Annotated in this window: 17 protein-coding genes and 1 pseudogene; 8 read left to right on the top strand and 10 right to left on the bottom strand. The window is 54.3% G+C overall.

The window, feature by feature from the left end; translation table 11 throughout:
* Positions 1 to 10 precede the first annotated feature (10 nt).
* On the bottom strand, positions 11 to 697 hold the full coding sequence (locus tag ACERI1_RS16900; protein WP_130501563.1) for a TrkA family potassium uptake protein: 687 nt from the start codon (positions 695 to 697) through the stop codon (positions 11 to 13).
* 573 nt (positions 698 to 1,270) lie between these two features.
* Here ACERI1_RS16900 and ACERI1_RS16895 point away from each other — a divergent pair.
* A complete protein-coding gene (locus ACERI1_RS16895; protein ID WP_373619633.1) occupies positions 1,271 to 2,809 on the top strand; it encodes a TrkH family potassium uptake protein in 1,539 nt (512 codons plus the stop codon).
* 88 nt (positions 2,810 to 2,897) lie between these two features.
* Here the strand turns inward: ACERI1_RS16895 and ACERI1_RS16890 are convergent, their stop codons facing one another.
* Positions 2,898 to 3,347 carry a universal stress protein gene (locus ACERI1_RS16890; protein WP_373619632.1) on the bottom strand — a complete coding sequence of 150 codons (450 nt, stop codon included), beginning with the start codon at positions 3,345 to 3,347 and terminating at the stop codon, positions 2,898 to 2,900.
* Between the two features lie 59 nt (positions 3,348 to 3,406).
* Positions 3,407 to 4,147, bottom strand: a complete 741-nt coding sequence (locus ACERI1_RS16885) for a winged helix-turn-helix transcriptional regulator (protein ID WP_373619631.1) — start codon at positions 4,145 to 4,147, stop codon at positions 3,407 to 3,409.
* Positions 4,148 to 4,378: 231 nt separating this feature from the next.
* Here ACERI1_RS16885 and ACERI1_RS16880 point away from each other — a divergent pair, with 231 nt between their 5' ends.
* From ACERI1_RS16880 to ACERI1_RS16865, 4 genes are all read left to right on the top strand, one after another.
* Complete coding sequence (locus tag ACERI1_RS16880) at positions 4,379 to 4,729, top strand: hypothetical protein (RefSeq protein WP_373619630.1); 351 nt, start codon at positions 4,379 to 4,381, stop codon at positions 4,727 to 4,729.
* A gap of 268 nt (positions 4,730 to 4,997) precedes the next feature.
* A complete protein-coding gene (locus ACERI1_RS16875; RefSeq protein ID WP_373619629.1) occupies positions 4,998 to 5,684 on the top strand; it encodes a TrkA family potassium uptake protein in 687 nt (228 codons plus the stop codon).
* Positions 5,685 to 5,811: 127 nt separating this feature from the next.
* On the top strand, positions 5,812 to 7,362 hold the full coding sequence (locus ACERI1_RS16870) for a TrkH family potassium uptake protein (protein ID WP_373619628.1): 1,551 nt from the start codon (positions 5,812 to 5,814) through the stop codon (positions 7,360 to 7,362).
* Positions 7,359 to 7,562 carry a hypothetical protein gene (locus tag ACERI1_RS16865; protein ID WP_373619627.1) on the top strand — a complete coding sequence of 68 codons (204 nt, stop codon included), beginning with the start codon at positions 7,359 to 7,361 and terminating at the stop codon, positions 7,560 to 7,562. The genes ACERI1_RS16870 and ACERI1_RS16865 overlap by 4 nt, the downstream gene beginning before the upstream one ends.
* Positions 7,563 to 7,655: 93 nt before the next feature.
* On the opposite strand, the gene ACERI1_RS16860 is transcribed toward ACERI1_RS16865, so the two are convergent.
* On the bottom strand, positions 7,656 to 9,527 hold the full coding sequence (locus ACERI1_RS16860) for a cation:proton antiporter (RefSeq protein ID WP_373619626.1): 1,872 nt from the start codon (positions 9,525 to 9,527) through the stop codon (positions 7,656 to 7,658).
* Between the two features lie 975 nt (positions 9,528 to 10,502).
* Here ACERI1_RS16860 and ACERI1_RS16855 point away from each other — a divergent pair.
* Positions 10,503 to 10,895 carry a MarR family transcriptional regulator gene (locus ACERI1_RS16855; RefSeq protein WP_373619625.1) on the top strand — a complete coding sequence of 131 codons (393 nt, stop codon included), beginning with the start codon at positions 10,503 to 10,505 and terminating at the stop codon, positions 10,893 to 10,895.
* A gap of 8 nt (positions 10,896 to 10,903) precedes the next feature.
* Here ACERI1_RS16855 and ACERI1_RS16850 read toward each other — a convergent pair whose 3' ends face one another.
* Both ACERI1_RS16850 and ACERI1_RS16845 read right to left on the bottom strand, forming a co-directional pair.
* Positions 10,904 to 11,956 carry an SWIM zinc finger domain-containing protein gene (locus ACERI1_RS16850; protein ID WP_373619624.1) on the bottom strand — a complete coding sequence of 351 codons (1,053 nt, stop codon included), beginning with the start codon at positions 11,954 to 11,956 and terminating at the stop codon, positions 10,904 to 10,906.
* Between the two features lie 417 nt (positions 11,957 to 12,373).
* On the bottom strand, positions 12,374 to 12,571 hold the full coding sequence (locus ACERI1_RS16845) for a hypothetical protein (RefSeq protein WP_373619623.1): 198 nt from the start codon (positions 12,569 to 12,571) through the stop codon (positions 12,374 to 12,376).
* A 156-nt stretch (positions 12,572 to 12,727) separates the two neighbouring features.
* Between ACERI1_RS16845 and ACERI1_RS16840 the strand changes: the two genes are divergently transcribed.
* Together ACERI1_RS16840 and ACERI1_RS16835 are read left to right on the top strand one after the other, a co-directional pair.
* Entirely contained in the window at positions 12,728 to 13,099 is a 372-nt protein-coding gene (locus tag ACERI1_RS16840; RefSeq protein ID WP_373619622.1) for a MarR family transcriptional regulator, read from the top strand.
* Positions 13,096 to 13,449 (top strand): annotated as a pseudogene (locus tag ACERI1_RS16835) (type II toxin-antitoxin system PemK/MazF family toxin). The gene ACERI1_RS16840 and the pseudogene ACERI1_RS16835 overlap by 4 nt, the downstream one beginning before the upstream one ends.
* Positions 13,450 to 13,693: 244 nt before the next feature.
* Here the strand turns inward: ACERI1_RS16835 and ACERI1_RS16830 are convergent.
* From ACERI1_RS16830 to ACERI1_RS16815, 4 genes are all read right to left on the bottom strand, one after another.
* Positions 13,694 to 15,058, bottom strand: coding sequence for a DUF790 family protein (locus tag ACERI1_RS16830; RefSeq protein WP_373619621.1), 1,365 nt, complete (start codon positions 15,056 to 15,058; stop codon positions 13,694 to 13,696).
* The gene (locus ACERI1_RS16825; protein ID WP_373619620.1) at positions 15,045 to 16,457 is read right to left on the bottom strand and encodes a DEAD/DEAH box helicase family protein; all 1,413 of its coding nucleotides are present in this window, start codon (positions 16,455 to 16,457) and stop codon (positions 15,045 to 15,047) included. The genes ACERI1_RS16830 and ACERI1_RS16825 overlap by 14 nt, the downstream gene beginning before the upstream one ends.
* A 200-nt stretch (positions 16,458 to 16,657) precedes the next feature.
* Positions 16,658 to 16,894, bottom strand: coding sequence for a hypothetical protein (locus ACERI1_RS16820; RefSeq protein WP_373619619.1), 237 nt, complete (start codon positions 16,892 to 16,894; stop codon positions 16,658 to 16,660).
* 824 nt (positions 16,895 to 17,718) lie between these two features.
* Positions 17,719 to 18,618, bottom strand: a complete 900-nt coding sequence (locus tag ACERI1_RS16815; protein ID WP_373619618.1) for a methyl-accepting chemotaxis protein — start codon at positions 18,616 to 18,618, stop codon at positions 17,719 to 17,721.
* Positions 18,619 to 18,696: the final 78 nt, after the last annotated feature.

Here is an 18,696-nt window from a genome sequence, read left to right as displayed (position 1 = left end):
AGGTAGGTCATCATTTCACTCGATCCTCATAGTGACCAAATACGTTCGTAAGTTCGGGATCGGCACCGAATCCCGAATAGACAGTCAACAAATCGCCTGTTTGGATGGTCGTACTTCCCTGAGGGGTAATCGGAGGATCCTGGCCTTCACGTTCGATGGCAACGATCAAGACATCGTCAGGAATGATTTCCTTATTTGCAGCCTCGAGGATTGTCTTCCCGACGATCGGTGCGTTATCAGTGACCCGGATCTCAAACACCTCCGCCTCCTCGCCAATTCGCATATAATCAACAATGGCTGGCCGGGCGACCGACCGGTAGAGATATTCGGCAATAAGTTCCTGTGGGTTCTCCATCGTATTGACCCCAATTTGGCGAAACACGTTCATGTGATCGGGATCATGGACGACTGACACGATCGCGGGAACGTTGTGTTCCTGTGCGAGCAGACAGACCATGATGTTGGTCGCATCCCGGTCAGTTGTGCTAATCAGGGCGTCGGCCTTCCCAATTCCGGCGTCAATAAGCGCTTCGTGGGACGTAGCATCGTCGTTGAGGATCAGACAGTCGTACTCACCGGCAGCCCGATCCGCGCGCTCGGGATCTTTCTCGATGACGACGACTTCGTTCCCTGATTGGGTCGCGATGTCGATTAGGGGGATACCGATATCGCCTGCCCCGACGACAATGATGTACATTGTGTCTGCCTTATTGCGTCTCCGATGAAAATATACCGCTTCGGTGACGTGCATATCGCGGCCTCAAGCGACGTTAGCCAACCTACGGGCGGAGCAGGCCGAGTGTCCCGTGGTCAAGCCCCGAGGCGGTTCACGTAAAATAACAGCCACCGCCGTTACTGGTCCCACCAAGGCGGTTTCTTCCCTCGTTGCTTCGACCGTTCTTCGGATTCGGCTAGGATCCGCTCAATTGCCCATCCGGCCCATAGAAAAACTATCGCCATGAACACGACCATCTCAATCCGGATAAATGAGCCATGCCAGATGGTAAGGACAAGGGCCATGATCGCCACCGCAATAGCGGAAACACCGAAGACATCGTAAAACGAGTGCGGATGGCGAACGCTTGGTAATCGAATGTGCATAGTTCATAATACACACGAGCCGCATAAAGAACCTTCACTCAACCATACTTGAGGTCAAGCCCCAAGCACTCCCTCGCTTACCTTGTGGCAGTCACGATGGATTCATTATGGCCTTAGCGAAAGGCCATTACAACTATGTCTATATGTGACTATTCGAGTGGGGTGTTCGATGCGGCTGCGAACTGACTGGCGCGCCAGCTTCGCGCTCGTTGGGACCGTTCTCAAGTATCTCTCCGTTCCGTTAGTGATCCCAATCGTCGTGGCGCTCATCTACGGCGATCCCCTGTTCCCGTTCATCGCAACAATTGCACTGACGATCACCGTCGGTTACGGCCTCGAGCAGCTCGAGGTCGAGCCGAACCTGCAGATCCGGGAAGCGATGTTGTTTGTCGCGATTTCATGGCTCGCCGTCGCCGCCGTGGGCGCGGTCCCGTACGTACTCGCGGGCTGGGGGACCGAGTCGACGCTTGCCGATCCCGTCAACGCGCTGTTCGAGTCAATGTCCGGCTTCACGACGACTGGGGCGACCGTCCTCGGGGAAATCTCGCTGGAACGGCACTCCCACGCCGTGATGATGTGGCGACAGCTCACCCAGTGGCTCGGCGGGATGGGGATCATCGTGTTGATGGTCGCGATCCTCCCGGAAGTCGCTGTCAGCGGTGCCCAGCTCATCGAGTCGGAAGCGCCCGGCCCGGAGTTACAAAAACTGACGCCGCGGATCGCCGAAACGGCGCGGATCCTCTGGCTCGTCTACTTCGCCTTTACCGCGGTCTACATTGCATTGCTCTATGGCTTTCATCTCGCGGGGATGGCCCCCAACATGGGGCTGTACAACGCCATCGCCCACGGGTTTACAACACTCCCGACGGGCGGGTTCTCCCCAGAGGCCGACAGCGTCGCGGCCTTTTCTGCGATTGTCCAGTGGACGGCAATCCCCTTCATGATCATCGCTGGGACGAACTTCGCCCTGTTCTGGCACGTCTTTAGCGGCGAGGGCCACCGCTTCGTTCGCAACTCCGAGTTTCGCGCCTACATCGCCGCGATCGCTGGTCTCACCGTCCTCCTCGCCGGGATGCTCTACTCTGGCACCGCACCGGCGCTTGCGGGCCTTGGCGGCGTCACTGAGGGTGTCCTCGAGAACTCGTTGCGACAGAGCGCCTTCCAGATCGCGTCGTTGCTGACCTCGACCGGCTACGCGACCAGCGACTTCGTCGAGTGGTCCTCGACGGGGAAGATCGTCCTCCTCTTTGCCATGCTCGTCGGCGGTTCGGCTGGCTCGACCGGTGGTGGTGTCAAGGTCGTCCGGTGGCTAATTGTCCTCAAGGTCCTCCGACGAGAGCTGTTTACGGCCTCCCATCCCGAGGTCGTCCGGCCGATTCGCCTGGGTGGAAACGTTGTCGACGAAGATGCTATCCGCGGCGTCCTCGGATTTACGTTCATGTATCTCTTTATTTTCGCCATTGCGACGCTGTTTCTCGCGCTTGATGCCAGTCGTATTGGCTACACGCTGACGCCGCTCGAGGCCTTCAGTGCCAGCCTCGCGACGATCGGCAACATCGGCCCCGGATTCGGCTCAGTTGGACCCTATGGAAGCTACTTTCTGTTCCCAGACAGCTCGAAGCTCGTCATGGTCTTTCTCATGTGGATCGGTCGCCTCGAGATCATCCCCGTGCTCGTGCTGTTCACTGGTAGCTTCTGGAAGCGGTGAATTCCTGTGTTATTGGGCTGAACGACCCACCGTCGATTCACTCCGTAATCGGCTGTTTGGCTGTCGTTGAGACGCCGGGAGTGTGAGATCACTCGGCTGACATGTCTCCATCTGCCTGCGGCAATGCGATGACGGGCCGATTAGCTTGGGTAACGAGTTTGAGCGAGCGATCTCCCGACAGAAACTGCATGATTCGGTTTCCACCACGGGAACGATACGCAATAGCGCTCGCATCTATCTCAGCAGCAGCCTCAAAAATGGCGTCAATGACATCTCGAGCATAAGCAGTGTGTTCATCAGCATCAGGGAATACGCTGCGGACAGCGGCGTACGATTCTGCAGCGATGTTTTCGGATTGCTCAACGGGTGTCTTATCTGGAACGCCTTTTCCCTTTTCGACAACATGGAGCACTGTCACCTTGTCTGGATCGTACGGTTCAAGCGCCATCGCTGTCTTCTCGGCATCGTTCTCGTTTGCGACCGGAACAAGAACATGTGCAAGAAGGCTACCATGAGAGGAGTCAGGTATACTTCCCATACAAGAGAAGGAAGATAACACACAGCATAACAGTTGGGTACCTCAATTACACTGCCAAATTAGCCAGTGAACACCTCTAAGGTATCATCAGTGATTCCCGATCGCGAGTGAATCGTCACGAAGTCATCCTCTCTGATTATGGTCTCTCCTGTTGGAGTGATGGCCTGATCATCCCGATCAATTCTCACCACCAGTACGCTTGCGGGAATGAGGCCCTCTTCGTTGGCTTGTTGGAGCGTTTTGCCAGTGATTGGTGCACCTTCCTTCACGATGACTTCGATTACATCTGCATCTCCAGCAAGACCTGCAACACCGGTTACTGGCGAAATTGGTTCCTTTTCCCGAGGACCGAACTGAGCGTATGGGCGGACATATTCTCTGTGAATAAGGCCCTCATCATCAATTTCGATACCGAGAGCTGTAATATCCTGTGCGATGCGTGTGAGGTCATCGGTATCCATCCCGACGACCTTGATTTGGAGATCTCCTTTGCCAGTCATGATCTCTCTGACGTTGATAACACCAGGAATATCAAGCACCCGCTGGGCCTGTTCCTGCCGATCAGTCGCTGGCGTGGTACAGGTGAACAGATTTGCTAATCGGCCATCGGCTCGCTCGTAGTCCACATGAGCATGGTAGCCCTTAATGATCCCATCTTCTTCGAGACGGCGAATCCGATTACGGACAGTCGGAGCAGAGACATCTACTTTCTCAGCGATATCTGGTGCAGACGTGTGACGACCCTCCCGCGTAAGATAATACAGTATCTCCTCATCGATCTCATCGATACCTTTGGACATACTTATACGAGACAATTGGCTCCCTTTCGGCATTTAACTTGACTTTTGTTCTCGATTGGAAACAGCATCGACCACACCAAAGATGCGATGCTGTCTGATGGATAAGTAGGGATTTCACTGGGAACACGTCACCTCGAGGGCGTTAAACGATAAGAAAGATTGCCGCGATTAAGAGAACGAATCCGTAAATCCAGCGGAAGTTATTTTGCTTTCCAGAATAGGGGTCCATGTATGAGCAATTCAGACGACGGACGATCACCCACAGAGCAGCTCCCGGATGCCCTTGTTGAGCAACTGGATACCCTTGAGCCACCAGAACTTCACGCAGTACATGAATATGCCGAGCAGCTTCTTGAAGAGGCTCATCCGCCGCTAGAGCAACAGATCCGCGAAGAAGCAAAAGGGGATGTCCTCTCGATAGAGGATGAGGGAGTATACACGTTAGTCCGAATGCGGTCTCCTGACACGGACGATTCCGACGGCGATTCGTCTCTTGTTTCACTCTACCATGTAACTCGGGAGAGACATCCAGATGGCGAAGAAACCCTCAACTGGTCATTTATCGGAGATTTGAGAGAGTGATCTGCTAATGCAAATTCTTGTAGAGTGTATCTCTGTACCACGTTGTTCCAGTTTCCGACGAGGCGAACGCACGGGACATAGCAGCTATCTTCGAACGCTATCAGTTCCACCGCGTCACAGGTATCCATGCCGTAGAAAAGACAATGGCTCCCTTGTGGAGAGCATTGGCGAACAAACAGACGGAACAGTCATGATGGCACGTAGGCCAGAGGAGTCTCCCATGTCGATTCGGGAAGTGATCATGCAGCGACTCGAGTTATAAGTATACATGTATATTCTCATCGTTGGAGCAGGAGATATTGGAACGCCACTGATCAACATCACGACTCGGTCGGGCAACGAAGTCGTCGTCATCGAGAACGACGAAGAACGAGCTGATCGGGTTGCCGGTGAGTACGATTGTCTGGTTCTCAATGACGATGCGACGGCCCATGGGGTACTCATGGATGCCGGTATCGAAGAAGCAGACGCTCTAATCAGCACGACCGACCGAGACGCAACCAATATCATGGTCTGTCTGCTCGCGCAGGAACACGAGGTACCAGCAGTCGTCTCAGTTGTGCACGATCCCGAGCACATGAACGTGTTTCGCCAGATTGGCGTCAATACGATGGAGAACCCACAGGAGCTCATCGCCGAATATCTCTACCGCGCGGTCGCTCGACCGGCGATCGTCGACTATATGCGAATCGGCGAAGAGGCAGAAGTCTTCGAGATCACTGTTACCGAAGATTCTCCAATCGATGGCAAAACGATTGTCGAGGCAGCGGAAGAGGAGGTTCTCCCTGACGACGTTCTAATCGTTGCGATCGAGCGCGAAGGACAGGACTCACCACTTACCCCAAAAGGCGGGATGGAGATCAAAGCCGGTGATCTACTGACCGTCTATTCGGCGTTTGGCGCTGCTCCCGAACTGACCAATGTATTCGGTCATACCGAAGACAGAACCAAATGATGACCGAAACTAGAGGTGAGAGTTTTTATATGTATGTACTACTCCAGCTGCGGCAGCGAATCAGAGCTCAAACAGCTGATCAGTACACCGCTGCAAGTGGGAATACGAAACTGGAGGTGAAGCGTGTATGAACGAAGCGATGGAAACGATCAGCCGAGACTTAGGGCGCATGTTCCAAGCGCTGGCCGGATTACTGTTCGTTTCCCTGCTTGTCCCGCTTGTCTGGGGAGAATACTATGTGATTCCGGCTCTTGTCGTCTCCGGGTTGCTCCCGCTTGGTATCGGCTATGCCCTGGCGTCGACGTTTGAGGAAGCGACCCAGCCTGGTAAGCTACACGGGATGATCATCGCCGCGACGGGCTGGTTCTGTGTCGCGCTTTTCGGATCGGTCCCGTTCCTCCTCATTGCGTGGACCGTTGAGCTTGGGCTCCCAGTCCTCGAGACGCCGGCACAGACGGAGACACTCGCGGCGTTTACTAATCCACTCAACGCCGTCTTCGAGAGTATGAGCGGCTTTACCGGGACTGGCCTGACGATGACCGACAACGAGGAGGTCTTACCACGGACGCTGCAGTGGTGGCGATCGTTCATCGAGTGGGTCGGTGGCGTCGGCGTGATCGTCCTGACGACGGCGATCCTCGCCCGCCCTGGCAGTGGGTCACTGACGCTCTATGAGAGCGAAGCGCGATCCGAACGGATTCATCCGAGTATCGTCTCCACAGTGCAGACGATCTGGTGGATCTTCCTCCTCTTTACATTCGTCTCGATCCTGTTACTCTGGGTTGTCGGGATGCCTCTCTGGGGCGCAATCAACCACGCGATGACTGGCTTATCAACTGGTGGATTCTCGATTACCGACAATTCGATCGCCACCTATGACAGCGCCGCTATCGACTTCGCGCTCCTGCCGATCATGCTGCTCGGTAGTATCGCGTTTCCGGTGCACTATCTCATCCTGCAAGGCGACCTCCGAAACCTCTATACGGATCTCCAGACTCGATGGGTATTCATCTACATGAGCGCTGGCACGCTCGCTCTTACCGCGCTCGTCTACGTCACCGAAACGTATGACACCCTGTTTACGGCGTTTCGTTACAGCTCCTTCCAGTTCGTCTCGGCGGCGACCTGCGCCGGCTTCCAGACTGCAGTCGACTCGACGAACGTCGCGCTTGGCCGGTGGCCAGCACAGGCCCAGCTCACGGTGGTTTTCGGGATGATTGTCGGCGGTGCAGCTGGGTCGACAGTCGGCGGAATTAAGCTCATCCGGGCTCTCACGCTATTAAAGGGAATCCGATTCCGTATCACGGATGTCTTTTATCCTAAGACAGCAGTTCGCCGGTTGAAAATCAACGGTCGCCGGCTCGACGAACGGGAAGTCCGTCAGGAGTTCGAGGAAGCAGCCATTATCGGCTTTCTCTGGTTTGTCTTCCTTGGCATTGGGATGTTTGTGCTTCTCCTGATACTTCCACAGGGAGAGTACACCCTCGAGAACGTCATCTTCGAGGTTGCGAGCGCTCAGGGCAACGTCGGCCTCTCCGCGGGCATCACCGGGCCGGAGTCGCTTCCGACGCTTGGGAAACTCATGTTCCTGTTCAATATGTGGATCGGTCGCCTCGAGATTATCCCCGTGTTGGTAACACTCCGAGCACTCTTCCGTCGTGGAGGGATTTACCAATGAATCTTCGTGACTTCCCGGTCGTCGGAGACCTCCTTGAGGCAGGCGCTGAGGATCGGGTCTTCGATGTACTGCTGCTTGTCGGCCCACTGCTCATTCTCTTTATTGCTGTCGTGGGACGGTCGGTCCTCACGTCTGGAGGCGCAATCATCTACATACTATTTTTCATATTATATATTATTTATCGTGGAACACGTCAATAAGACGATTAAACACTGCACTTTGAGATCTTCTTCTGGAGACTCGCTAGAACCCAGTGTGGTTTTTCGACCGTGTGGAAAAATCCAACGCGATTCTTAGGTACGAAGGTGTGGGTGGCACTGCTCGAGTGCCTCATGAACCGCGTTTCGCCGACCGACGAACGTGAGATGGTCTCCGTGTTGAAGAACCAAGTCTGCATCAGGTACTTCCGACTCACCATCGCGACTGACGAGTGCGACTAAGACGCCATCTGGGAGCTCTTGATCGAGCTCGCGAATCGATTTGCCGACCAGTTTTTCGGATGTTACTTCAATTTCTTGAACGTCGCCGGATCGACCGAGTTCAGTCATCCACTCCGAGAGAGCAGGCCGTTCAATTGCATTATCCATGGACTGGGCGATCGATTCGTCAGCTGCAATTGCTCGCACACCCAACTCCTCAAATGCATCGGCGTTACCCGGTGTATTCACCCGAGCAATGACTGTCTCGCTGTCAAACTTCGAGTTTGCCAGTTGAGCGATGAGTAAATTTGTGTCATCGTCACCCGTTGCCGCAGCGACAATTTTCGCATTCGCCGCGCCCGCAGATTGCAGAACCGATATATCTGTCCCATCGCCATGGTAGACAGTGAACCCAGCGTTCCGTGCCGTCTCGACTTTATCCTGATCATCATCGATAAGAATAACATTTTCACCACGATCCTCCAGCCGTTCGGCGAGGCCGCGACCGACACGACCACCGCCAACAATGATTACGCGCATTGGTAGTACCTTGAGTGCTTGTGCGATATGCCTGGCAAACCCTCCTTCGAAAATAACCGTTGTCAGAATCACCAGAAACACAGTTCCAACGAGAACAGTCGCCGCTTCGGGGTTCGATGATCGGAGTTCAAGTGCAAAGAGCGTCGCTACACTTGCCGGGATGATTCCCCGTGGACCAACGACACTCATGAACAGTTGCTCACGGAACGAGAACTGTTCTCCGTGCGTACAGAGGAGCACTGAAACAGGGCGAATGACTGCTATTACAGCGAGGACGACGACAACACCACCGACTCCAAGCGAAAAGAGATCCTCGAGAGAGAGGAGCGTCGTAAGTGAGATGAAGACAAATGAGAGAACGATCAGCGTGATATCGCCCTTGAACGCCTCAATCTCGTCCTCATAGGGGACTCCAGCATTTCCAAGGAGTAGCCCTGCTGTTGCAACCGCCGCAATACCTGCCTCTGTGATAATCGTGTTTGCGATTCCATAGGTGGCAAGCGCTCCAACGAGAACGATTAGTCGTGAATTCCGGACTGCATTCGACGGAGACAGATCAACGTGGTTGAGGAGATACCAGAGGAACCCCGCTGCCAGGACACCGATGAGGAGACCAATCCCAAGTCGGGAAACAAATTCTTCGACTAACACCTGTATCCCGGTCTCCTCAGAAACAACCATTTCGAAGACAGCGACAGCTAAAATTGCTGCGGTCACATCGTTAACTATCCCTTCCGTTTCGAGCGCTGCTGCGACGCGATCTCGGACCGGGACAACATCCAAAATTGGTGTGATGACTGTCGGACCAGTCGCGATGAGGAGTGAGCCAACAAGAAACGACAACTCCCACGAGACATTGAGCGCGAATCTGACAACGGCAGCTGTCCCAACAAGAGCAATGAGTGCACCCACTGTAATCAACCGAATCGCTTCACGCGGTGTCTGCCGGAGTTTTGTAAGCTTTAGGTGGAACGCACCCTCAAAGACGATAATTGCGACAGACAGTCCAACAATCGCTGAGAGAGGACCGGGACCACCGAACGATTCTAATCCAACAAGATCAGCCCCTTCAGGCCCAACAGCAACTCCTGCGAGAATGAGAAAGAGTACACTGGGAATCTCCAAGCGGTCAGCTAATACCTGTGAAGCAACACCCAACCCTAAGATGATTACGACGAGAGCAACTAATTCAGTCCCAGCACTCATAGAGAATACACCTATCTGTTTAACTAAACCCCTACTATAAAACCACCATGAAACCAACTGCAACCCGAAGTAGTGTTATCTTCTAAAAGCTTAGTCACCAGAAGGTACACAGATACTATTGAAGTCAGATTTTAACGTCAAAAGTACAATATTGGGTGCGAGGTTTTCCTGTTAGATATTGAGAGGTTGAGAATAACAGGAGGTGAGAAAAATATTAATCACTCAAGCAATATTTGGATGAAAAACGCGACCAGGATCAGAAAGATACCACTGTATCCGATTATATTCAGGATCGAATTTGGAACTGGATGTGGAAAAACACCTGATTGGAGAGTTATAGAAATAACAGCAGATAGGAAGCCAAAAAGCATGACATAACCAATCCACCAATAAGCTGGTTCTGAAGGTTGACTAGTTTGTTTAGACATACAGAGGTTACATTCTAATATCGGAAGAGCATTTATATCATGTCCTCGCTGGATATATTTGGTGAACTATCACTATTTACTTGTCGTCTTCAATATCTATTTATTCTGCTTGTACCGTTCCTGTTGTATCTGCTGGAGACGATAATTGACACCCCAGATGACCCAAATAAGGAGAATTCCAGTTCCAATGAGGGATTCTAACCGTACAATTGGCCCGTCAAGAATGTAAGCAGAAGCGAACACGATAATAGTCCAAACCATAATAACATAGACCATTTGATCAAGTGAGTCCGGTCCCACAACCTCCCGGATCGACATGGTTCTACGTTTGCAAACAATACCGATAAAGTTCCCGGCGATCTTGTAGAAACCAGCACACAGAGTGTCCTATATGAGAATAGATTTGAACAATTTTCTTGAATCACAAGTGGAATCGCAATCTTCCTACGAGGCCGATTATCCGGGACTGCAGACGCTGTATCGTGCTTGGCGTTCGGCACTTCCGTTCGCCAAACGAACCGACTGGTAATACACCGATCCCACACCCATGACCCAAACACTTCACGTCCGTATCAACTCGTCGTCCGACCGTAGCGATCTCGAAGACACGCTTGCCGCTCTCGATGCTGGCGAGAGTGTCGACCCCAAGCCGTCGACGCTCTCCGTGGAGGACCTCGAGACGTTCGGTCGAATCTTTCGGCCGACGAATCTCGAACTCCTCGAGGCGATCGCTGATCATGAGCCAGACAGTATTCGTGAACTCGCGCGAATTGTCGGCCGTCATCCGCCAGAAGTCACTGAGAACGTGACCGAGCTTGCCGACTACGGACTCGTCGAACTCGAGCAAAACGGTCGCGCAAAGCGTCCGGTTGTGTGGTACGATGAGATCGATATCGACCTTCCTATCGGCCAGCACTCTTCCGATGTTGCGCCAGCGTGATATTCTCCTCAGTCTTCGCCAAATTCCTCATAGAGGCGCTTGCGGAGCCTTATGTCTTCGTCCGCGACCTCAGTAAGCACACTCCGAAGTTCTTCAGCGGACGCCGCTGCAAGGAGAGTATCTAGCGATTGATCACCACCGACGGCTTCGACGTCACCGCTAGCCAACACGGCTGCTACGATATGTTTACACGGCACTGCATCATCAGGACAGCTACATTGGCCGCTGACATAGCTTCCTTGTGAGAGTATAACTTGGACATCGTATGGACGGCTCCCCTGGACTGTTGCTTGGAGAGTATCGTCTACGTACTCAAGATCAGTCACAGATCCACGTTCGTAGTAGCGGCTTCCTCGCTCATAGCGGGCTGGCTCGGTTACTTCTCGAAGCGTCTCGAGATCGACTGATTGAGATGGTGTCTGTGTTTGGAGACGAGGAAATGCGTCTACAACGGGCTCGTCACCAGGAATAGAGGGATCAGCTGACCGGCGGTGGATCCATCCTTGCTCCGGCCATCCGATTGGGTACCACTTGGTCGGATCGCTCACGATATCCCAACACGTTCCGATCACCGATGAACTATCCTCGGGAAATATCCCTTTGATCGTTACCGTACGCGGCGTCATACCAATCTCTAACGTGACATCAGTCTGGTGGGCGGTGTCGTCAGCAACTTGGTCTGCATAGTTCGAACGAATCTCCTCGAGTGCAGCGATCCCATCGGCTGAGAACGCATGGCCGGTCCGCTCGAGTTCAAGCACCAGCTCAGCATATTTGTTCTTTTCGCGGTGTTTGATCAGTGGACGATTGCTCCCGACCAGTTCGATAGGATCGTAGTCTGGGAGTGTTGCTCCCAATACAATCGGTTCAATCGGCTCTGTTGGCGTTTCCGGCAGGAGATCTTCTTCTGGCGCATTTTCAGCAGTTGGCTCACCGAGTGGTGTCTCGAAGATCCGACCACAGGCTGGACAGACCGTACAGTTGAGGTCACTACTGTGCCATGCCGTGAGTTCGTGGGCGCGGCACCAGTCACAGGGACGTCTAGTCTCTTCTTCAACCACCTCCCAATCGATGTCACGAATCGGCGTCACTCGCTTGAGTTGAGTGATGACTTGTGACCGCCGCTTCTGCTGATGTTCTAGTTGCAGGCGGCATGACTCACACACGTCAGGGCTCTTCTCACGAATGTCAGTCGGAAAGACCAGGCGCTGCTCAGTGGTCTGACCCTGTAGAAGGGAACCCTCTCTCGAGGAGAGTGACATCGAGCGAGATTGAGTACTGTCTGGTGATTCGGGCGGTTCGTATGCGACAATATCTGTTGCTGTGATGGACTTATCTGGCGAATTCTCTGTCTCATCAGCAAATGCTCGTCCGTATCGACATCCATCAGGCCCGACGATGTGCCATTTCCCAGATTGTGTTCGGCCAAACGTTGGCACGGTTGCTTGCGAGAACGAGACGAACCCCCATAGAGTCTTTCAAGCACTTGTACTCGAGTATTCGGAGGAACGTTCCCCATCCAGATGTTGCGTGGGAACGTTGTCATCAGTCAAGTGACGGTCACCATCAACGAAGCGCTGGGCATTCGCGATCGAGAGAGCAGCGTTCGCGAATGCAAGGTTGCGGCGGAGCGTCTGCCATTCTTGGATCGTCTCGGCGTCGATGTCTCGTTGCACAGAGTCAGATTCAGAGAGTGCTTGGTTTGTCTGCTCGATGGCCAAACTCGTCCGCGAACGCGCTCAACTGTGTAAGAATAGTGGATAGCATTTCAGTGTTTTCGTAGCTTTCACTCCTAACACTCTTTACAGTGCATAACGTATCCCCATTCAACGATGTCCATCGACCGAGATACCTTCGAGAACACGAGCGAGGACGAGCTCGCGGATCTTTCGGTCCCAGATCAGGTCCTCGGGTTTCTCGCCGCCAACGAGGAGCGCGCGTTCAAGGCACGCGAGATCGCCCCTCAAATTGGCGTCGACGAGGGTGCGGTTAGCACCGCTCTCTCGCGATTGAAGAACCGCGACCTGGTCGAGCACAAGGCAACGTACTGGGCGGTGACCGACGACGCCGAGCGCCTCGAAGGATACAGCGGCTACGAGCGGGCGACCGAACTGTTCAACGACCAACTCGGTACCGAGGACAAGGAGGCGTGGCGCGAGCACGCACCTCAGAAACCACACCCGAGCGTCGAGGACGAACAGTGACCGACGAAGAAGCAGCCCCTGTTTTCGAACGGGGCGATGTCGTCTACGGCGATGACCCATTCAAACGTGACGAGGACGCTCGGCCTTGGCTCATTCTCTAGAACCACGAGGGACGTCCATTCTACGGCGAGCAATATATCGCAGTAACCCTAACGTCAAGGTCCTGGATGGATGGCCTCATTGCCATTCCTGAGGAGAGCTGGCTTCGTGGCAGGACACCGGATGAGAGTCGGATCGTCCCGTGGGGCGTTCAATCCATTGACCACGAGGATATCGACTTCTGGCAGGGACGTCTTGCCGGAGATCTCGTCGATGAGACGGTTGCTGCACTCGTTGAAGAGCTTCAGTAGCGGCATTCTCAAATATTTTGGCTGTGTCTCAAACACGTCTAGAGTAGGGACTTTGGTTTCTTGATTGCCAAACCAAGCGAAATCACTCGGCGAACACGGAGTCCCGTCGCCACACGATCCAGAAAGTCGAAACCGAACCACAGACAGCGGTGATCGTCACGCTGCCCGCCGAGTTCAAATGCGCCGATGCGTGACCTTCACTCCGTGTTAATGTGTGAAAGTATACCAGCTTTCTCGCGTACCGTTACTCTGAATGGAACTTTTGTCCATCTGTCTCGAGGGCATACTCCTCGGCAAGATCAACAACATCGTAGACATGAATTCCGGACTTGAACCTCAACACCTGATCGCTCACCTTCTCGACATCGGTCGCCGAACAGTCGAGTCGATCAGAAACCGCGATCAGGAGATGGTCAAGTTCGGCGGCCTCGATCTTCGCGAGCTTCTCCTCGAGGTACTCGGGCGTCCAGAAGCCCACGATCTCGAGGATTGCCCGTCGGCCGTCTGGATGCTCAACTGCGAAGTCGGGGATCATCACCTCGGCACCCAAATCCAGCACGTCGTCCTCGCGACGTAACTCCCAGTCGGTGGTCGCCCGTTCCCACTTCTGGGCCAGTGTTCGCTCAAGATCGCTGTCGAACTCGTCCTGGGCGCTGTAGTGAGAGGACAATCCATCGGTCTGGTCGAGTTCGAACGTCAGTGATCCACTGTTTGTCGATCCTCCGTCCCCATCAAGGACTTCCGCCGTCATCTCCCAGCGGTCACACAGCGGCAGTGCTGGCAGGAAATTCGCCATCCGAATACCGTACTTCCGGGATTTCGAGAACAACGACGCAGGCCCATCCAGAATTGCTTCGTAGCCTGCAGCGACATCCGTCGAGTCGACCCGCTCGCCGGTTTCGTCAATTGGATAGATTCGGTGCATCAACCCGAACAACTTGACGTAGCTGAACACCGTGTTGAAGTGGTCCCACACACGGATCCGCATCTGCGTTGCGTCGTACAGGACCGCCTGAGCCAGCGCGAGATTGTACCGCGTGAGAAGCCAGTCAACGCTGATCGTGTCCTCAGCGTATGTCTCCTCGCTATCCCCGGTCAGGCGGGTCGTTGACGAACGGCCCTCATCGGTGTATTCGTCAACGCACAGATCGCCGAATCGAACCAGCAGCATATTGTCCTCGAGGTCGGCGTACATCCCTCGGTAACACTCTTCGAGACTAATTCCGAGCTGGTCGGCGACAGCACTGTAGACCTCGAGGCGTTGCGTATCGTCTCCCAGGGTGGGCTGGCGGACGATCGGATACGACTCGTTGGCCTTCGCGAACAGTGCCTGACGGATCTCCTGGGGATCAGTCGCAGCCACTGTCTCGAACTCACACTCGTCTGTGAGGAGTTTCGCCAGCCCCTGTACGATCTTGTAATCCGTATCGGCGATCGTCAGCTGGTCGATCGTCTCCTCGAGGTCACCCTTGGGTTCGCCCAGATGACCTTCGAAGATGTCGATGAGTTCCTGGGCCGTCTCCCGATACTGGGGCTTGGCAGGATCAATAAACAGTGGCTCAACAGATCCGTTTCGCGTGCGCGAGCGAGCGAGATCAGCTGTCAGCATCGGTTCCTACCCCTTGGCGACGGTGTTGAGAGACATACGTTTCCTTGGTATTGGCCGCGATGATCTCGTAGAGGCGTGCTGGCTGGCGGTCGTCAGTCGGGCGAAGGATCCGCCCAAGCCGCTGGGCGTACTGACGTTTCGAGGCACTTCCCGAGAGGATGATCCCGACGTTCGCCGCCGGTACGTCGATACCCTCGTCGAGGACCTGTGAGGTCACGAGCATCGAGTACTCCCCGGTCCGGAATCGGTCGAGAAGGTCTGTGCGTTCCTCGGTAGCCGTTTGGTGAGTAATACACGGGATGATGAACTCCTGGGAAATCTCGTAGGCGAAGTCATTATTCGCTGTGAAGATGATCGTCCGGTCGTCGTGGTGGCGTTTCAGGAGGTTATCCAGGGTTTCGAGTTTTTTCTCAGCAGTTCGAGCGATCTCTTCGGCCCGCTGTTTGGCGACTAGAGCTCGTCGTCCCTGTGGATCGTAGGAACTGCGCTTGAGGAACTCCTGGTAGCCCCGTTCCTTCCAAATGTCGAAGTCATGGGAGTCGACGTAGTCGCGATACAGCTGGTATTCCTCTTCGTACTGATCGCGCTCGTCGGTGGTAAGCTCAACCTCGAGGTGAATCGTCTCGTAATCGCTGAGGTACTCGCCGGTGAGTTCGTCGACATCTTCCTTGTAGACGACGGGACCAAGTAACTCGTCGAGGACCTCGTGTTGGTCGTCAGCTCGTTCGTAGGTGGCAGTCAATCCGAGCCGATAGGGTGCGATCGTCATCTCAGGGATCTGTTGGTAGGTGGGGGCAGGTAAGTTATGGACCTCGTCGACGACCAACAGACCGAACCGGTCGCCGTACTCGTTGATGTACCGATAGGCCGAATCGTATGTCGTCACCGTCAGATCGGTGATTGTGTGGCTGCCGCCACCAAGAACGCCGACATCGTCAGGAAGCTGGTCTCCGAACGCGTTAGTGAGCGTCGCATGCCACTGGTTGAGCAGATCGATCGTGGGAACGACCACGAGCGTACTGACGCCGGCGTCGGCAATCGACTGGATCGCGAGGAAAGTTTTCCCACTGCCGGTCGGGAGGACGACACTCCCCCGACGGTCGTGATCGATCCAGGCCTCGAGGGCGGCTTGCTGGTAGCCTCGAGGTTCGATCGCGACGGCAGGTGAGAGGGCAAGGTCACTGTAGGCTCTAGCATCGTCTTCAAGAGGTTCGCTAGCCATCGTGGCCTGCGCGAGGGTCTGCTGGTCGCGACTGGAGGGAACTGCCCACTGATGGAGGTCGTGATAGCGATAGGCCTGCGCTCGATACTCGTCGACGCGATCGTCCCACTCGGCGTAGGGAACACTATCGGGTGCGTCCTCAAGTAGCAGCGTTCCATCATCGAACGTCAGGCGCATGCAACTACAAACGTCTACGACCGACGCCGTACTTGGGTTTGCTGGCTATCGCTCGACTATATTCGGCCGCCGGTCGTGCTGTGAAGGCGTTCGCCAAGATGACTCGAGGAGCGTTCTACACTGAAACAAACGAGCGGGTTCGAGACGGCTTTGCGACGCGACCAAGTTCCTGAACACGCTGACAGCATTGATAGCCACAGTCACACATTGTCACCACCCCACTGCTCGTCAACTTCTTCGATTGTTCCAACGATTTCATCAACAGTGTTAGGGTCAATTCCATATTCGAGTAATACCTTTCTTACAACGACTGTGGGAACATAGTTTTCTTCAAGGTCACTCAATTTCTTCTCATGCTGCTGAATTATTTCAACAAGATCGGCCATACTCTCGCCGTTATCGGACAAATTAATGTCCGAAGAGATTGAATCCGTCATTGGAATTATACACCTAATAGGTGGGTTGTCAAGATATAAATTGGTGCTATTTCAAAACGATATAGAGTTTCGAGCCGTGAGTGAGTAGGCGGTCCGATAGTGCCGTTCTCTAACGGTAACTAAACTACGTGCACTTAGTGCACGCCATTCTAACGCAGTATCACTGTCTGTAGCAAGATGCCGCTGCGACTCTCAGCGGCACACTCGAGACGGCTTTACGATGTGACCAAGAACTCTCCGTCAAAGATCAGGCAGAACTCGTTGAGTAACACGCTCAGACTAGAAACCACTTCTCGAGACAGGGTATCGACGGAGTCACCGAACGCCACTCCCACTCCTCCAAGTTGTACTGTTTGTCCCAGACGACTCGTGTGGAGACGAGTATTCGACACGGTCCATGTGCCTGAGATGTGCCTCTGACAGAGCGTGAGGACGGGTTCCTCACAGCCTCTCCCCACGCCCAAGTCACCGTTTTGATTGAATTCATATCAATTCCCCTCACTTTCCACAATATTACCCAGTGATACATGGGATTCTGTTGATCAGGGGCTCATCATGCCTATCTCACAATGATCTTCTCCTGTGAAAGTGCGATCGTGCGGATCACAACTGACCGGTCATGATCACACCCGTTGTGAGTAGGTCCAAAGCCGAACCTCCATAACCAGCGTTAGAGGAACAAATACTGTCTCTGAAAGGGACGATCGTCTCTTACACCTGCGGCTATTGGTAGCGGCGACGTCGTCGTGGTCCGACGACGACCAGATCCGTTCGTTGTGCTCGTTAGATAGATGCTCCCTCTCGGGATGAAGTCAACCGCTTTCTCACACCTCTGCCCTGTCGTTCTGAGTCACAACGGGTGTGACGCCACCAGTGACCTGTCCATCCGAGTCGAGCAATTCGAGATGGTGATAGCGGGCCTCGAGCAGTCCCTCAGCAGTCTCGATGTCCATCGCGATGATCTCCGTTGGAGTCTGTTTCGCAGAAACACGACGCTCGGTGACATCGATGTCCGAACTTCCGAGCGCAACCATCTCGTCCCACACGCGTTTGAGTGTCTGTGCGTGGGGACGCTTTCCGAGGATTGCAGTGAGCGCATCCTGGACATCGTCTCGTGTCCAGAAAATTCCGCTCCCGTTCGTGCGCTTGGTTGCGAACTCGTCCCAGCGCTTCATTACAAGGAGTGCCCGGAATCGGTTCTTCCGCGTCATCCCCTTGTCGACGAGGTGTTTTTTGACGCGGTGCTGGCGGCAGTTCGCAAGGAAATCCAATGGACTGCTCGAGGGTTCGATGCCGCCGGGCAGTTCCTCTGGATCCTCGCGGTCGAACGCGGTCTCACCGGTTTCGGCGATCGACTTGGCCTGCTCAGCGTTTGCGTTCGCAGTCTTCGCAATTTCTTTTGCTTGGTCAGCCGTCTCGTCGGTTTCGGCAACCGACTCGGTGATTTCATGGAGTTGACTGGCGATCTCCTTTCGGTTGCGATCGGCGCGGTTTTGTTCCTGCTGGAGTTCGTCGACACGCTCCTCGAGGCGGTCGATCGTCTGTGACTGCTCTTGGATGATGGTCCACATCTCTGCGCGACTCGGGAGTTCATCATCACCGTCGTCGGCCGTTGGATCAGTGCTGGTGTGCGTATCGACGCTGTCGAAGCCAAGAGCGGCGGCAACGTCGTGATCAGTGGGCGTTTCTGCGTCAACTGCGTCCGGATCTTTTCCAATTGTCATGGAGGGTCGTTGTGGTCGTGTACTGCTGGTTGTCGGTCAAGTCACGATGCTGCTGGGGGGAGAGACGACTCTCGAAGG

Origin of the sequence: Natrinema sp. HArc-T2 (genome assembly GCF_041821085.1) — an archaeon.
Lineage (GTDB): Archaea > Halobacteriota > Halobacteria > Halobacteriales > Natrialbaceae > Natrinema.
Note: the sequence above shows the minus strand (reverse complement) of the source record. Positions and strands in the feature narration are given on the sequence as shown.

Excerpts from the sequence above, each read along its gene's own strand:
- ACERI1_RS16815 (WP_373619618.1), bottom strand. The coding sequence starts at position 18,618 with ATGACAATTGGAAAAGATCCGGACGCAGTTGACGCAGAAACGCCCACT.
- ACERI1_RS16855 (WP_373619625.1), top strand. The coding sequence starts at position 10,503 with ATGACCCAAACACTTCACGTCCGTATCAACTCGTCGTCCGACCGTAGC.
- ACERI1_RS16880 (WP_373619630.1), top strand. The coding sequence starts at position 4,379 with ATGAGCAATTCAGACGACGGACGATCACCCACAGAGCAGCTCCCGGAT.
- ACERI1_RS16885 (WP_373619631.1), bottom strand. The coding sequence starts at position 4,147 with ATGTCCAAAGGTATCGATGAGATCGATGAGGAGATACTGTATTATCTT.
- ACERI1_RS16900 (WP_130501563.1), bottom strand. The coding sequence starts at position 697 with ATGTACATCATTGTCGTCGGGGCAGGCGATATCGGTATCCCCCTAATC.
- ACERI1_RS16840 (WP_373619622.1), top strand. The coding sequence starts at position 12,728 with ATGTCCATCGACCGAGATACCTTCGAGAACACGAGCGAGGACGAGCTC.
- ACERI1_RS16865 (WP_373619627.1), top strand. The coding sequence starts at position 7,359 with ATGAATCTTCGTGACTTCCCGGTCGTCGGAGACCTCCTTGAGGCAGGC.
- ACERI1_RS16875 (WP_373619629.1), top strand. The coding sequence starts at position 4,998 with ATGTATATTCTCATCGTTGGAGCAGGAGATATTGGAACGCCACTGATC.
- ACERI1_RS16830 (WP_373619621.1), bottom strand. The coding sequence starts at position 15,058 with ATGCTGACAGCTGATCTCGCTCGCTCGCGCACGCGAAACGGATCTGTT.
- ACERI1_RS16820 (WP_373619619.1), bottom strand. The coding sequence starts at position 16,894 with ATGACGGATTCAATCTCTTCGGACATTAATTTGTCCGATAACGGCGAG.
- ACERI1_RS16890 (WP_373619632.1), bottom strand. The coding sequence starts at position 3,347 with ATGGGAAGTATACCTGACTCCTCTCATGGTAGCCTTCTTGCACATGTT.
- ACERI1_RS16860 (WP_373619626.1), bottom strand. The coding sequence starts at position 9,527 with ATGAGTGCTGGGACTGAATTAGTTGCTCTCGTCGTAATCATCTTAGGG.
- ACERI1_RS16825 (WP_373619620.1), bottom strand. The coding sequence starts at position 16,457 with ATGCGCCTGACGTTCGATGATGGAACGCTGCTACTTGAGGACGCACCC.
- ACERI1_RS16870 (WP_373619628.1), top strand. The coding sequence starts at position 5,812 with ATGAACGAAGCGATGGAAACGATCAGCCGAGACTTAGGGCGCATGTTC.
- ACERI1_RS16895 (WP_373619633.1), top strand. The coding sequence starts at position 1,271 with ATGCGGCTGCGAACTGACTGGCGCGCCAGCTTCGCGCTCGTTGGGACC.